This window comes from Novosphingobium sp. GW821-FHT09E05 (assembly GCF_059416165.1).
The window spans coordinates 211,482-225,035 of record NZ_JBWKOQ010000003.1 but is presented as its reverse complement, the minus strand read 5'-3'; the positions used below and the strand labels follow the sequence as shown (position 1 = coordinate 225,035).

General features: G+C 69.6%; 9 protein-coding genes. 6 read left to right on the top strand and 3 right to left on the bottom strand.

Going from position 1 to position 13,554, the window contains the following annotated elements; translation table 11 throughout:
• The first annotated feature begins 174 nt into the window (after positions 1–174).
• The 3 genes from AC07M9_RS15430 to AC07M9_RS15420 all read left to right on the top strand — a co-directional run bounded on the left by AC07M9_RS15430 (position 175) and on the right by AC07M9_RS15420 (position 3,721).
• Positions 175–1,701, top strand: coding sequence for a replicative DNA helicase (locus tag AC07M9_RS15430; protein WP_494884805.1), 1,527 nt, complete (start codon positions 175–177; stop codon positions 1,699–1,701).
• A complete protein-coding gene (locus AC07M9_RS15425; RefSeq protein ID WP_494884803.1) occupies positions 1,694–2,434 on the top strand; it encodes an SDR family NAD(P)-dependent oxidoreductase in 741 nt (246 codons plus the stop codon). The genes AC07M9_RS15430 and AC07M9_RS15425 overlap by 8 nt, the downstream gene beginning before the upstream one ends.
• Positions 2,435–2,608: 174 nt before the next feature.
• Positions 2,609–3,721: an acyltransferase family protein gene (locus AC07M9_RS15420; protein ID WP_494884801.1), complete on the top strand. Its 1,113-nt coding sequence runs from the start codon at positions 2,609–2,611 to the stop codon at positions 3,719–3,721.
• Positions 3,722–3,723: 2 nt separating this feature from the next.
• Here the strand turns inward: AC07M9_RS15420 and AC07M9_RS15415 are convergent, their stop codons facing one another.
• Together AC07M9_RS15415 and AC07M9_RS15410 are read right to left on the bottom strand one after the other, a co-directional pair.
• Positions 3,724–4,512, bottom strand: a complete 789-nt coding sequence (locus AC07M9_RS15415) for a sulfite exporter TauE/SafE family protein (RefSeq protein WP_494884800.1) — start codon at positions 4,510–4,512, stop codon at positions 3,724–3,726.
• On the bottom strand, positions 4,509–5,891 hold the full coding sequence (locus tag AC07M9_RS15410; protein WP_494884799.1) for an ATP-grasp domain-containing protein: 1,383 nt from the start codon (positions 5,889–5,891) through the stop codon (positions 4,509–4,511). The genes AC07M9_RS15415 and AC07M9_RS15410 overlap by 4 nt, the downstream gene beginning before the upstream one ends.
• Positions 5,892–6,184: 293 nt before the next feature.
• Here AC07M9_RS15410 and AC07M9_RS15405 point away from each other — a divergent pair, with 293 nt between their 5' ends.
• A complete protein-coding gene (locus tag AC07M9_RS15405; protein ID WP_494884798.1) occupies positions 6,185–7,138 on the top strand; it encodes a formylglycine-generating enzyme family protein in 954 nt (317 codons plus the stop codon).
• Positions 7,139–7,217: 79 nt separating this feature from the next.
• On the opposite strand, the gene AC07M9_RS15400 is transcribed toward AC07M9_RS15405, so the two are convergent.
• On the bottom strand, positions 7,218–8,270 hold the full coding sequence (locus AC07M9_RS15400; protein WP_494884796.1) for a BON domain-containing protein: 1,053 nt from the start codon (positions 8,268–8,270) through the stop codon (positions 7,218–7,220).
• Between the two features lie 225 nt (positions 8,271–8,495).
• On the opposite strand from AC07M9_RS15400, the gene AC07M9_RS15395 reads away from it, so the two are divergent.
• Together AC07M9_RS15395 and AC07M9_RS15390 are read left to right on the top strand one after the other, a co-directional pair.
• Positions 8,496–9,713: a GGDEF domain-containing protein gene (locus AC07M9_RS15395; RefSeq protein WP_494884795.1), complete on the top strand. Its 1,218-nt coding sequence runs from the start codon at positions 8,496–8,498 to the stop codon at positions 9,711–9,713.
• Between the two features lie 142 nt (positions 9,714–9,855).
• Positions 9,856–13,500 (top strand): PAS domain S-box protein, encoded by a 3,645-nt coding sequence (locus tag AC07M9_RS15390; RefSeq protein ID WP_494884794.1) that lies wholly within the window; start codon positions 9,856–9,858, stop codon positions 13,498–13,500.
• Positions 13,501–13,554 lie beyond the last annotated feature (54 nt).

Sequence of the window (13,554 nt, the reverse complement as noted above, 5' to 3'; positions counted from 1 at the left end):
GTTGCGGCAGGGGCGGGCAAGTGGGGTTGCATCGGGATTGTGGGACATCCTTGCCGGCGCTCCCGGATCAAGGCCCCGGGGGGGCGGGGCCTCGCTCCTTCCACAGCTTGTGGATTAAAATCCCCCTGCCGCCCGCTTGTCCGATTCGCCGCCGCGGAGCATTGTGCGCCGCTTATGGCCCAGCAAAATGTTCTCGTCCGCGCCGATGACGGCGCCCAAGCCCCTGCCGTGCGCACGCTGCCCGCGAACGTCGAGGCGGAGGCCGCGTTCCTCGGCGCCGTGCTCATCGACAACCGGGTGATCGAGGAACTGCAGACCCAGCTCGGGCCCCAGCACTTCTTCGAGCCCGTCCACACCCGCATCTACGAGCGCATCCTCCAGCTGCTCGACCGCAAGGCAGTGGTCACCCCGGTGACCCTGCGCCCCTATTTCGAGGCGGACGAGGCGCTGAAGGCGCTGGGCGGCGTCGCCTACCTCGCCCGGCTGACGGCGGACGGCCAGGGCCTGCTCGCCCCGCGCGAGCTGGCGGACCAGATCTACGACCTCGCGCTGCTGCGCGAACTCATCACGGTGGGCCGCAACCTCGTCGAGAGCGCGATGGACACCTCCGAATCGGTGGAGCCGCAGGAGCAGATCGAACGCGCCGAGGCCGCGCTCTACAAAGTCGCCGAAGGCGCCGCGACGCAGAGCGAGGCGCAGAGCTTCGGCGTCGCCACGCGCACCGCGATCCAGTCCATTGAAAAGGCGTTCAATTCGGGCGGCCACATCTCGGGCAAGACCACCGGCCTCAACTCGGTCAACCAGAAGATCGGCGGCCTGCACGATTCCGACCTTATCATCCTCGCCGGCCGTCCCGGCATGGGCAAGACTTCGCTCGTCACCAACATCGCCTTCAACACCGCCCAGCGCTACGTCGACGACACCGAGCGCGACGGCATGGCGCCGGAAAAGTCGGTCGGCGCGCCGGTCGCCTTCTTCAGCCTCGAAATGAGCGCGGACCAGCTGGCGACGCGTATTCTGGCCGAGCAGTCGAACATCAGTTCCGAGGCGCTGCGCATGGGCAAGATCAGCCGCGAGGACTTCCAGCAGCTGTCCTTCGCGAGCCAGCGGCTGGCCGAACTGCCGCTGTTCATCGACGATACGCCCGGCCTCACCATCGCCGGCCTGCGCACCCGTGCGCGCCGCCTCAAGCGCCGCCACAACATCGGCCTCGTGGTGATCGACTACCTGCAGCTGCTGACCGGTTCCGGCCGCGCCACCGACAACCGCGTGAACGAGATCTCGGAAATCTCGCGCGGCCTCAAGACGCTGGCGAAGGAACTCAGCGTCCCGGTGATCGCGCTCTCGCAGCTCTCCCGTGCGGTGGAGCAGCGCGAGGACAAGCGGCCGATGCTGTCCGACCTTCGCGAATCGGGCTCGATCGAGCAGGACGCCGACATGGTCTGGTTCGTCTACCGCGAGGACTACTACGTGAAGGCGACCGAGCCGAAGTATCCCAGCGATACCGACGGCCTCGACGTCAAGGACAAGTGGGAAACCTGGCGCCAGAAGATGGAGGAGGTCACCGGCCTCTCCGAACTCATCATCGCCAAGCAGCGCCACGGCGCCACCGGCAAGGTGCGCCTGCGCTTCGAGGCACGCATCACCAAGTTCTCCGACCTCGCCGCCGACGACATGCGCTCCGCGTTCGAGAGTGACTGAGCGGCGCGTCCTTCTCGTCGCCGGTGGTTCCGGGTCGATCGGCGGCGCCATCGCGCGGGGCGCACTGGCGCAGGGCTGGACGGTCGCCCTCCACGGCCGCGATCCCGACAAGGTGCAGCGGGTGGTGGCCGACCTGTCCGGCCTCGGCCCGCTCGACGGCTTCGTCGCCGACCTGTGGGACGACGACGCGGCCGAAGTGCTGGTGGCCGAAGTCGCCGAGCAGTACGGGCGGATCGACGCCGTGATCGACTGCACCGCGACCGGCCCGCAGGGTATCACCGGCCTGTTTCCCGACACCTCGCCAGAGGTCTTCGGCGATTTCCTGCGCGTTTCGGTGGGCTGGATCCAGCGGCTCGCCCATGCCGCCTACCCGTTCCTGTCGCAGCAGGGCGGCACGCTGATCGCCTTCGTCTCGGATGCGGGCATCTACGTCGCGCCGCGCCAGACGCTGATCGGCGCGGCGCGGGCGGGGACCATCGGCTTCATCCGCAACTTCGCGGTGGAAGCCGCGCGCGACGGCATCCGCGCCCACGTCATCTCGCCCAGCTACGTCGAAGGCAGCGAGAGCGCCCGCCGCATGGGCTCCGAGCGCATGGCCAGGGCCGCGGGCCGCGCCGGGCTCGGCCTGCCCTCGCCCGAGGACATTGCGCCCCTCGCGCTGTTCCTCTGCGGTGACGGCGCCCGCAAGATCACCGGGCAGGTCGTCAGCGTGAACGGCGGGCTGAACGCCTGACCGGCGGTGCAAGGCGGAACAAGGGGCATCCCCGCCTTTTGGTCGATCCCGCACAACGCCCCGGCATTTCCCCCTTCTCCTTCGCCGGAACGGTCCCTAGGCAACCCTGTGACACCCTGACGGTTGTCGATGGGATACATACCGGAGGAGGGACGACGATGAGCAGGACGCTGCTTGCCTGAAGCGACAAGCGAAAGCCCGGAAGACCGCGCCCGCCGCCGCTCGGATGCGATCCGCATCGCCCGTGTGCTGTGCATCGCCGGGGTGGTCTACGTCCATGCATGGACGGGGCTCGACGGACATAGCCTCGAGCTGGCGCGCGGCACCCCGCAGGAAATCCTGCGCTGGGTGCTGATGGAGGTGTTCGGGCGCAGCGCGGTGCCGCTGCTGGGCCTGATCTCCGGCTGGCTGGTCGCGGGATCGAGCCGCACGCGCGACTGGCGCAGCCACATCTCCCGCAAGGCGCGCACGATCCTGCTGCCGATGGTGCTGTGGAACCTGCTGGCGATCGTGCTCGTCTCGGGCGCGGCCTGGCAGCTGGGGCTGGCCGCCCCGATGCCGCAGTCGCCGCGCTGGCTGGTCGAGGAAGTGCTCATCCTCACCCGCCCGCCGGACATCAACGTGCAGATGCCGTTCCTGCGCGACCTGTTCCTGTGCATGGTGCTCGCGCCGCTGCTGGTGCGGCTGCCGACGCGGGCGCTGGCGATCGTCGCGATCGCCGCGGGGGCCTGCCACATCCTCGGCATCGGGCCGCCGGTGATCCTGCGCGCCTCGATCCTCATGTTCTTCACCATCGGCATCATCGCGCGCCGCACCGACATGGCCGACCGCGTGGCCGACCGGCCGCTGCTGCTGGCCGCGCTGCCGTTCCTCGTGCTCATGCCGATCCACCTGTACATCACGGTCGGCGACGTGCGCCCATTCGACACCCTGCGCGAGGCCGCGCTGGACCTGGCGGTGCGGATCGCCGCCTCGCTGGCGGTGTGGCGCCTGACCTGGACCCTCGCGGGGACCCGCGCCGCGCCGGTGCTCCAACGGATCGAGCCTTACATGTTCTTCTACTTCTGCACCCACCTCATCCTGCTGTGGCTGCTGGGGCCGGTGATCGGGAAGCTGACCGGGAAACTGGGATCGCCGCTCTACCCGGTCTACCTACTGGCGCAGCCGTTCCTGATCCTGGGCGCGGTGGTGCTGCTGGCGCAGCTGCTGCTCAGGGTGGCGCCCGGGGCGGCCAAGGTGCTGAGCGGCGGACGGCTCACGCGCAAGGCGCCCCATGCCGTGCGCTGAACTCACCCCCGAGGGAGCAGCGGCACGGGCGCGAGGGTGAGGGTGACCAGTCCCCACAGCGCGAGGGCGACCATGACGCCGCCGATCCACTGGGTCAGGTCCTTGGGGCTGGCCCGCCGGGTCACCAAGGCGCCGATCGGCGCCGCGATCACGCCGCCGATCAGCAGGCCGCTCGCGGCGATCGCGAAGAACTGGACGCCCAGCCAGCCGATGAAGGCCGAGAGCACGGTGACGCTGACGAAGAACTCCGCCGCGTTGACGGTGCCGACCGCCATGCGCGGGGTCATGCCCTGCGCGATCAGGCTGCCGGTGGTCACCGGCCCCCAGGCCCCGCCGAAGGAATCGAGGAACGCGGCGACGAACCCCAGCGGCCCGACGAGGCGCATGCGCCGGTAGGCCTGCGCCCGCCGCGCCCCGCTCCAGATGAGATAGATGCCCACTGCCGCGAGGTAGACCAGCACCACCGGCCGCACGAAGCCGAGATGAAGGTGCGTCAGCGCCCAGACGCCCGCCAGTCCGCCCGCGATGCCGGGGACGACAAGGCGCGCGAACAGCGGCCAGTCGACATTGCGCTGCAGCGCATGGGCCACGCCCGAAATGCCGGTGGTGAAGCCCTCCACCGCGTGGGTCACCGAGGACGCCATCGCCGGCGGCAGGCCGAGCACCACCAGCAGCGCATTGGCGATGACCCCGAACGCCATGCCGAGCGCGCTGTCGACCAGCTGGGCGAGGAAGCCCGCGACGATGAACGGCGCCAGTTCCGCCCAGGGTATCGCCGAAAAATCGATCATGCGCCGCCTCCCCCCCGGCTACCCGGTCGCCGCCGCGCCTTGCCGAAGCGGCCCGACGGCGCGGTGAGCAGGAACAGCACCGGGAAGCTCAGCGCCAGCACCGAAAGCACCGCGCTCACGATGCGCTCCGCCCCCGCCAGCCAGGGCAGGACGGCCGCCCAGAGCGCCACCGCCAGCACCACCAGCAAGGTACGCTCCTGCGCCCGGTCGTCGAGATGCGTGAGTTCGGAGGCCATGCGCCCCTCGAACAGGCTGCGCAGGCCGAGGCCGGTCGGGCTGCGGCGATCGACCAGCGGGCGCGGCAGGCTCGCCTGCGCCAGCGCGCCGAGGCCCGCCGCAATCATGCGCAGGCCCACGGCGCTGGCGAAGCGGCGGAATTCGGTGTTGCGGTCGGTCAGCGCGCGCAGGCCGGAGCGCCCGCCGAACACCATGTCGGCCAGCGCGGTGCTCTCGGCCGGAAGCGGCGCGCGGTCGCGCACGGCGTCCTGCGTCGCGATCACCCATTCGAGAATCGCGGTCGGCACGTCCATGCCGGTCGCCCGCTCGAGGCCCTGGAAGCCGGGGGCGGAATTGGCCTCGCAGATGCGGTAGCCGTCCTCATCGAACAGGATGTCGATGCCGGTGATGTCGAGTTCGAGCACGTCGGCAGCCTGCACCGCCAGCTCGGCCATCTTCTGCGGCGGGTTGTAGGCGACGCCGACCCCGCCCAGCGAGACGTTGGACTTGAACCCGCCCGTCAGCGAGCGCCGCTCCATCGCCGCGACCACCCGGCCGCCCACCACCAGCACGCGCACGTCGCGCCCGTGGCTGGCGCGCACGTAATGCTGGAGGATGAAGTCGGCCTTGGCCTCGGCGCTTTCGAGCAGGCCGGCGAGATCCTCAAACTGGCTGCGGTCCTCGCACTTGAGGACGCCGGCGCCGCGCGTGCCCTTCAGCGTCTTGACGATCACCGGGAAGCCCAGCTCCCGCTCGACCAGATCGACGTCGATCGGGAACGTGCCCAGGATCGTGCGCGGGATCGGCAGGCCCGCGCGGTTGAGGGTCTGGAGGGTGTGGAGCTTGTCCGACACCGTCTCGATCGTCTCGGGCCCGTTGACCAGCCGCACGCCGCGCCGCTCGATGTGGCGCAGCAGGGCGAGCGTGAAGTAGTCGGTCTCCGCGCCGGTGCGGCAGATCAAGAAGTCGGGCCGCTCCACGGGCGTGCCCTGGTACTTCATCGACCAGTCGCTGCCGGTGCCGACCACCATCTCGAAGCGGTGGGGCTGGAAGACGTGCAGCTCGATCCCCATCGCGCCCGCCGCCTCCTGGAAGCGGAAAACCTCGGGCACTTCCGGGATCGCCGGATCGAGTTCATGCTGAAAGAGTATCCAGCCGCGCAACGCGATAACACTCCCGAATGGCCAGGGGCCGGGATGGGATAGGACAGCCTTCGCTCGTGCGGTCGACTTTGCCTCGAGCGCTCAATCGCCCGGCGCGCGTCCGGTTGCAAGGTGGGAAACGTCATCTTCGGCCTGGCCGGGGACCGCTGGCCATGCTTCCGGCGCGGCGTGGCCGGGAGGTGGGCGAGGCTCGGCGGCGGTCCCCGCTTTGGCGGGGACGACGGATATTTGGCCTTCAACTGGGACAGGTCAGGCTCTACCCTGGGGCAGAACCGGGCAGAAAGGCGCTCCGCTTGCAGATCACAGACACCGACCTGGACGACATGGTCGCCATCCCCACCGGGACCTTCACCATGGGGTCGGAAACCTTCTACCCCGAGGAGGCGCCGCTGCGCCGGGTTTCGGTCGATGCCTTCCGGATGGACCGCAAGCCGGTGACCAACCGCCAGTTCGCCGCCTTCGTCGCGGCGACCGGATACACCACCGTCGCCGAGATCGCGCCCGATCCCAGGGACTACCCCGGCATGCTGCCCGGCATGGACCGCGCGGGCTCGCTGGTCTTCACGAAGACCGCCGCGCCGGTCGACACCGCCAACCCCGCCAACTGGTGGACCTTCGCGTTCGATGCGTTCTGGCGCAGCCCCCTGGGGCCGGGCAGCGACGTCGAAAGCCTCGGCCTGTGGGACCATCCGGTCGTCCAGGTCGCCTATGCCGACGCGGAAGCCTATGCGAAATGGGCGGGGAAGGACCTTCCGACCGAGGCCGAATGGGAGTTCGCCGCGCGCGGCGGCCTCGAAGGCAGGGACTACGCCTGGGGCGACGAACTGGCGCCCGGCGGCGCGATGCTCGCAAACTACTGGCAGGGCCTGTTTCCCTTCGCCAACCAGATGCTCGACGGGTGGGAACGCACGTCTCCGGTGGGCACGTATCCCGCCAATGGCTACGGCCTCGTCGACATGATCGGCAACACCTGGGAGTGGACCCGCGACTGGTGGAGCGAAAAGCCCGAGGTCGCCAGGAAGTCCGGCGGATGCTGCGCTCTCAGCAATCCGCGCGGCGCAAAGCTGAAGGACAGCTTCGACCCCCGGCAACCGGGCGTGCGGATCGGGCGCAAGGTGCTCAAGGGCGGCTCCCATTTGTGCGCGGCGAACTACTGCCAGCGCTATCGCCCGGCCGCGCGGCACCCGGAGATGGTCGATACCTCGACCTCGCACATCGGCTTTCGCTGCGTGGTGCGAAACGCCTGACCCGCACGAAAAAGGGGAGCCCGAGGGCTCCCCTTCCGCCTGGCGCAACCCGTGAGGTCCGCCCGGCCGGCACCTGAAATCAGGAGCCCGTGGTGTCCTTGGGCGCCGTCGCCAAAGTCTGGGTATGCGCGTATCCGGGCGTGCCGGTGCCCGCCGTCAGGCCCGAGCGGCCCGTGGTTCGATCGCTGGCCGTGCTGTTGAGGCGCAGGTTGTTCTGGACGTGGCGGACGCCGCTGACGTCGTCGGCGATGTCCTCGGCCCGGCGCTTGTCCTGCCGGCTGTCCACCGTGCCTTCGAGCGTGACTTCACCGTCCTTGACCTGGACCCGGACATGGCTGGCATCGACGCGCCAGTCGTGGGTCAGCGCATCGTTGACATCCTCGCGGATGCGCTCGTCCGAGCGGGTGTAGTCCGAGGGACCTCGCCCGCGGTGGTCGGCCTCGCGGCGGCGGGCGGCATCGTCGTCACCGAACCAGCTGGCGACTTCGTCTCCGGCGCGCTGCAGGAAGCCGCGCCGCTCGCCATATTCGCGCCAGCTCCTGTCGTCGTCCCTGTCGCGGCCGCGCGACCAGCTGCCGGGGCCGTAGCTCGGGCGGTAGGAGTTGCTGGGGTGCAGCCCGCCGCTCAGGCCGGCGCTTTCCCGCGCGGAGAAGTCGCGGCCGCCGTAGTCTTCGCTGGTGAAGCTGCCGAAGTCGCTGCCGCCGCTGGCGTCGAACGAGCGCGCCGGATATTCGGCGCCCCGCGAGGCAGACGAGCCGGAAAAGCGGTAGCCGCGCTCGACCGAGCCGCCGCGGCCGTAACCGCTGTCGCCGTAGACCGGTTCGTCATAGCCGCGCTGGCCATAGCCGCTGCGGCCGCGCCCACGGTAGCTGCGTTCGCGCGCGGCATCGTCCTGACGCAGCCGGGCGCTTTCGTCCTGGCCGTGCAGGTCGCCGATGTAGCGGCCTTCGCGTTCACGGTCCTGGCTGAAGTAGTCGGTCCGCTCGTTCGAGTCGGTGTCCCAGCCTGCTCCGGCCTGGCGGTTGACGTCTCCCTGCCACTGATTGGCCTGACGGGGCGACTCCCACGAGCTGTCGTCGCTGCGATAGCCACCGGCCTGGCGGCTGCCGGCATTGGGGTCACGTCGATTCATGGATGCTCTCCTTGGTTCTGGCTCTATCGGCATGCCGAGCGGACATGGGTCATTGCCGCCCTTCCCATTCGACACGATGCCTGTGAAACGGCCCCCGGCCGCGAAGCGATCCACTGTCCGCCGCGCCAAAAGCGGCGTCCGTCGCAGGTGCCGTTTTCCCGACCACGGCCGCTGCAATCAAGGTGCACGTTTTGTTTAGGATAATACGGTAGAGAACCGCATCGCTTGGCGAGGTTTCGGGATTTCATGGCGATCGACGCGCAAACCATGCTGTTGATGACGAACGCGATCGCATTCGTTGCCGCAGCTTTTCTTTTCATCGAGTGGCGCTCGCTAGGCGAGCGCTTCCTGCTGAGTTTCGCGCTGGGCTTCCTGTCCATCGTCGTCGGTTCGTCGCTGGCCCCGCTGCGCCAGGAGGGCTCGTTCCTCGTCGGCGTGTGGATTTCCAACTCGATGGTGCCGCTCGCGCATCTGGCGTTTCTCCATGGCGCCGCCTCGTTTGCCGGCCGCAGGATCTCGCCTGCCTGGTTCCTCACGCCGCTGCTGTGCTGCGCGCTGATGGGGTACGCCGGGATCGATGCCGGAGGCGGCGGGCGCGACCAGATCATGTCGATGCTCAACGCCGGCTTCGTGGCCGTGCTCTCGCTCAAGGCGGCGAACGTGCTGCCGCGCGCGTTCCGGTCGGGCGGGTCGGAAACCCGGATGCTGGCGTGCACATTCCTGTTCCACGGCAGCTTCTACACCCTGAAGACGCTTTGTGCCTTCGTGCCGGGCGCCTTCGTCAACCTCTCCAGCTATGCCGGGACGATGATCGCGGCATCGCTGTTCGAGGGCGTGCTCGTCGCCGTCGCGCTCGCCATGTCGATCGCGGGCGCGCTGCGCCGCCGCCGTGAGGACCGCGTCACCCGCCTCGCCGAAAGCGACCCGCTGACCGGCCTGCTCAACCGCCGGGGATTCGAGAAGCGCCTGGAGGGCCTGTTCTCGGGCGACCGACCGGATGACTGCGGTGCCCTGCTGCTGATCGACGTCGACCACTTCAAGGCCGTCAACGATCGCTTCGGACACCAGGAGGGCGACCGCCTGCTCGTCGCCCTTGCCGAATACCTGAAGCTGCGCAGCCCGGCGGCGGCGATCATCGGCCGGTTCGGCGGCGACGAGTTCGCCATCGTCCTGCCGCGCTTCGACGAAGCGAGCGCGCTCGATTTCGCGGATGGCCTGTGCCTGGGCTTCGCCCACCGCATGGGGCCGGACAATACCGGGACGCTGAGCATCGGCTGCGCCGCGCTGCGCTCCGGCCCCGGCGACCTCAACGACGCGCACCTGCGCGCCGACCGCAGCCTCTACGACGCCAAGAGCAAGGGCCGCAACCGCGCCAGCCTGAGGGCCGCCGCGCCTTCCATCCCGGACGACATCGCGTTCCTTCCGCGCGTCGCCCTCGGCTGACCGCCTCCCCGCGCCGGACATGGCCGGCGAATAGCGGCGATACGCTATTGACCGGGAACCGCTCGGCGCGCGATGTGTTCTCGCGTGAACCATCGGCGCGCGGGACTTGCGCCGGCCGGGCGCGAAGGGATGCGAAGGGGCAATGACGCGCACGGAGGAGAGCGGCGACGGGTTCATGGGACTCGCTGGCGAACTCGCGCTGCGCATCGCCGAATACGACTGGGCCTCGACGCCGATCGGCGCGATCGGGCAATGGCCCGTCAGCCTGCGCCACACCGTCGGCATGATGCTGCCCTCCCCGGTGCCGCTGGTGCTGCTCTGGGGCGAGGAAGGCGTCATGCTGTACAACGACGCCTATTCGAAATTCGCGGGCGGGCGCGACAGCCGCCTGCTCGGCTCGAACGTCCGCGACGGCTGGGACGAGATCGCCGAGTTCAACGACAATGTCATGCGCGTCGGCCTTGCCGGCAAAACGCTCAGCTACCGCGATCACATGCTCACGCTCCACCGCGACGGCCGACCCGAGCGCGTGTGGATGAACCTCGACTACTCACCCGTCCCCGGCGACGACGGCAAGCCAGCCGGGGTCATCGCCGTGGTTGTCGAGACGACCGAGGCGCGGCTTGCCGCCGACACCCTGCGCGAGAGCGAGACCCGGCTGCGCTTCCTCGACGACCTCGGCCGCGCGGTCGCCGACTGCCGGAGCGCGGACCAGATCCTGGCGATCACCACCCGCCTCACCGCCGAGCACCTCGGCCTTACCAACTGCGCCTATGCCGACATGGATGACGACGGCGACGGCTTCACCATCCGCGGCAACTGGCACGCGCCCGGCTCCCCCTCGATCGTCGGACACTACAGCCTCGCCGACTTCGGAACGCTGGCGGTGCGGGAACTCAACGCCGGACGGCCGCTGATCGTCAGGGACAACGCGGCCGAGCTGGCCCCGGAAGAAGCGCGGACCTTCCAGGACATCGGCGTCGCCGCGACGATCTGCATGCCGCTTGTCAAGCAGGGCAGGCTCACCGCCCTGATGGCGATCCACGACGCCAGGCCGCATGCCTGGAACGACTACGAACTCGCCGTCATCCGCGAGGTGACCGAGCGCTCGTGGGCCCACGTCCAGCGCGTCGGCGTCGAAGGCCTGCTGCGCGAGCGCGAGGAGTACAACCGCCAGATCCTCGACGGCGCGATCGACTACGGCATCGTCGCCACCGATCTGGGCGGGCACGTCACGCTCTGGAACAGCGGCGCGGCGGCGATGCTCGGCTGGACCGAACAGGAGATGCTGGGCCAGCCGATGGCGGTGTTCTTCACGCCCGAGGACCGCGCCGCCGGCCGCCCCGCCGCCAAGCGCCGCGAGGCGATCGAGACCGGCCGTGCCCACGATGCCCGCTGGCACCTGCGCAAGTCGGGCGAGCGGTTCTGGGGCCTCAGCGAGATGACCCCGTTGTGCAATGCCGCGGGAACCGCCATCGGGTTCGTCAAGCTGATGCGCGACCGCACCCACGAGCACGAGGCCCAGACCGCCCTGCGCCTCAGCGAGGACCAGCTGCGCCGCGCGCAGGTGGCGGGCGGGGTCGGGCTGTTCTCAGTCGATATCGTCGCCAACATGATCAGCGGCACCGACGAATTCTGCCGCATCTTCGGGGTCGAGCAGCGCGGGCCGGTATCGCCCGAGATATTCGAGGCCATCGTCGTCCCCGAAGACCGCGCGATGATCTCCAACAGCACCAGGCGGCACGACGCGGCGACCCCGCTCGACGTCGAGTACCGCATCCGCCGCGCCGACACCGGCGAGGAGCGCATCGTCGCGCGCAAGGCCGACTTCGAACTCGACGAGGCGGGCCGCCCGGTGCGCATGGTCGGCGTGGTCCAGGACGTGACCGAGCGCCGCCGCACCCAGCTCGCCCTCGAAACCAGCGAGGCGCAGTTCAGCGCGCTGGCGCAGAACATGCCCACGCAGGTCTGGACGGCGCGCGCCGACGGCCAGCTCGACTGGTTCAACGACCGCGTCTACGCCTATTCGGGCGCGCCGCGCGGCAGCCTCGACGGCGCCGGCTGGGCGCACCTGCTCCACCCCGACGACCGCGCCGCCGTGCTCGAACGCTGGGCCGCCTCGCTCTCCAGCGGCGAGGTCTTCGACACCGAATACCGCCTGCGCGACGCCGAGGGGACCTACCGCTGGCACCTCTCGCGCGCGCTTCCGCTGGCCGACGCGCGCGGGCACATCACCGCCTGGGTGGGCACCAATACCGAGATCGAGGCGCAGAAGCAGGCCGAGGCGGCTTACGTGCAGGACCGCGACCGGCTCTGGACGATCAGCCGCGACCTCATGCTGGTGTGTGACTTTTCCGGCCTCATCACCGCCGTGAACCCCTCGGCCGAGCGCCTGCTCGGCTGGCACGAGGGCGAAATGCTCGGCCGCCGCATCGCCGCCTTCGTCCACCCCGACGACCGCGAGGCAACCGCCACCGAAGTCGCCAAGCTGTCTGCCGGGGTGCGCACGATCGCTTTCGAAAACCGCTACCGCACCAAGGACGGCGACTACCGGCTGATCGCCTGGACTGCCGTCCCCGACGAGCGCCGCATCCACGCCGTGGGGCGCGACATCACCGACCAGCGCGCGGTCGAGGACGCGCTGCGCCAGTCGCAGAAGATGGAGGCGGTCGGCCAGCTGACCGGCGGCATCGCCCACGATTTCAACAACCTGCTGCAGGGCATCACCGGCAGCCTCGACGTCATGCACAACCGGCTGGCGCAGGGCCGGACCCAGGACCTCGACCGCTGGCTGACCGGCGCGCGCACTTCGGCCGAGCGCGCGGCGGCGCTGACCCACCGCCTGCTCGCCTTCTCGCGCCGCCAGCCGCTCGACCCCCGGCCGGTCCGCACCAACCCGCTGATCGCCTCGATGGAGGACATGCTGCGCCGCACGCTGGGCGAACACATCCAGCTGGAATTCGTGCTGGCGGGGGGACTGTGGCAGACCCGCTGCGACCCCAACCAGCTCGAAAGCGCGATCCTCAACCTCGTCATCAACGCGCGCGACGCCATGCCCACGGGCGGCAAGCTGACGATCGAGACCTGCAACGCCCACCTCGACGGCCACTACGTCTCACTCCAGCGCGACGTGAAGGCCGGCCAGTACGTGTGCATCGCCATCACCGACACGGGCGTGGGCATGAGCCGCGAAACCGCCGCCCGCGCCTTCGAGCCGTTCTTCACCACCAAGCCAATCGGCCAGGGCACCGGGCTCGGCCTGTCGATGATCTACGGTTTCGCGCGCCAGTCCGAAGGCTATGCGCGCATCTATTCCGAAGAGGGCAAGGGTACCACGATCAAGCTCTACCTCCCCCGCCACCACGGCGCCGAAGGCCAGCCTGACGAGGCCGCGCGGCGCGATGCCCCGCCCTCGGCGCAGGACGGCGAAGTGGTGCTGGTTGTAGAGGACGAACCGGTCGTGCGCGGGCTCATCCTCGAAGTGCTGGACGAGCTGGGCTATACCGCGATCGAGGCTGCGGACGGTCCCTCGGGGCTTGCGATCCTGCAGTCCGGGCGGCGGATCGACCTGCTCGTCACCGACATCGGACTGCCCGGGCTCAACGGCCGCCAGGTCGCCGATGGCGGCCGCGCCACCCGCCCCGACCTGAAAGTGCTGTTCATGACCGGCTATGCCGAAAACGCCGCGATGGCCTCGGGCTTTCTCGAACCCGGCATGGCGATGATCACCAAACCCTTCGCGATGGACGTCCTCGCCGGGCGAATTCGCGAGATCATCGGCAATTGAAGCTCTTGCCGATGGGCCGGACCGCTGCCAATAGTTCCCAGACACACTTCGATG